Annotated in this window: 1 protein-coding gene and 1 pseudogene; both read right to left on the minus strand. The window is 68.9% G+C overall.

What is annotated here, in order from left to right:
* Positions 1-131: 131 nt before the first annotated feature.
* The gene (gene nth, locus G3N99_RS40070) at positions 132-776 is read right to left on the minus strand and encodes an endonuclease III (RefSeq protein WP_042976184.1); all 645 of its coding nucleotides are present in this window, start codon (positions 774-776) and stop codon (positions 132-134) included.
* A pseudogene (locus G3N99_RS40075) lies at positions 773-1,111 on the minus strand (electron transport complex subunit RsxB); the annotation flags it as partial. The pseudogene G3N99_RS40075 and the gene nth, both read right to left, overlap by 4 nt.

The raw sequence follows: 1,111 nt of genomic DNA on the forward strand, positions 1-1,111 counted from the left end.
TGCGCGGGTGGCTACGCGCTGTCGCGGTTGCGGTGGCGGCTTGCCGGTCGAACAACGGCCGATGCGGCGGGCATCGTGCGTCCGGCTGCATGGCGCCGGGCGGCCTGCAGCACGTCAGCCGCGGTTGCGCGTCACTCGTTGGGCGGCGGCGTCTTCGGCCTGAATTCGCACAGCGGCTCGATCGCGCAGTGCCAGCATTCGGGCTTGCGGGCCTTGCACACGTAGCGCCCGTGCAGGATCAGCCAGTGATGCGCGTCCTGCAGGAATTCCTTCGGCGTGAACTTCTCGAGCGCGGCCTCGACGGCGCGCACGTCCTTGCCCGGCGCGAGCCCGGTGCGGTTCGCGACACGGAAGATATGCGTGTCGACCGCAATCGTCGGCTGGCCGAACGCGGTGTTCAGCACGACGTTCGCGGTCTTGCGGCCGACGCCCGGCAGCCCTTCGAGCGCTTCGCGATCGGCCGGCACCTCGCCGTCGTAGCGGTCCAGCAGGATCCGGCACGTCGCGACCACGTTCTTCGCCTTGGTCCGGTACAGGCCGATCGTCTTGATGTACTCGGTGACGCCTTCTTCGCCGAGTGCGACGATTTGTCGCGGGGTGTTCGCGACCGGAAACATCTTCCGCATCGCCTTGTTGACCGATACGTCGGTCGCCTGCGCGGACAGCATCACGGCGATCAGCAGCTCGAACGGCGTCGAGTATTCGAGCTCGGTGGTCGGATGCGGATTGAGGCTCTGCAGCGTTTCGTAGATCGCGCGTCGTTTGCTGGCGTTCATGGAGCGTTCTGGTCGGGCGGTGCGGACGGGCCACCCGGGCCGTCGTTGCCTGCGTCGTTCTCTTCGTCGTTGCCGGTCGCGGCCGCCGCGTCGGCGTCGCGTTGGGCCTGCTGTTCGGCGAGCCGTTTGCGGCGCGCCTCGGCCGCGTCGATCTGCGCCTGGACGGCCGCGCTCACGCCTTCGGTGTTCTTCGGCCCGGTGTCTTGCCCGGACAGCTCTTCCTTCTTCTTGCGCGCCCGCTCGAGCGCGGCGGCGATGATCGCGCGCTTCTTCGCTTCGGCGTCGTCTGCGGCCGGTGCGGCGGCTGGCGTTTCCGCTGGTGTCGCCGCCGGCTT

Source organism: Burkholderia sp. Ac-20392 (genome assembly GCF_017104585.1).
GTDB classification, from domain to species: domain Bacteria; phylum Pseudomonadota; class Gammaproteobacteria; order Burkholderiales; family Burkholderiaceae; genus Burkholderia; species Burkholderia lata.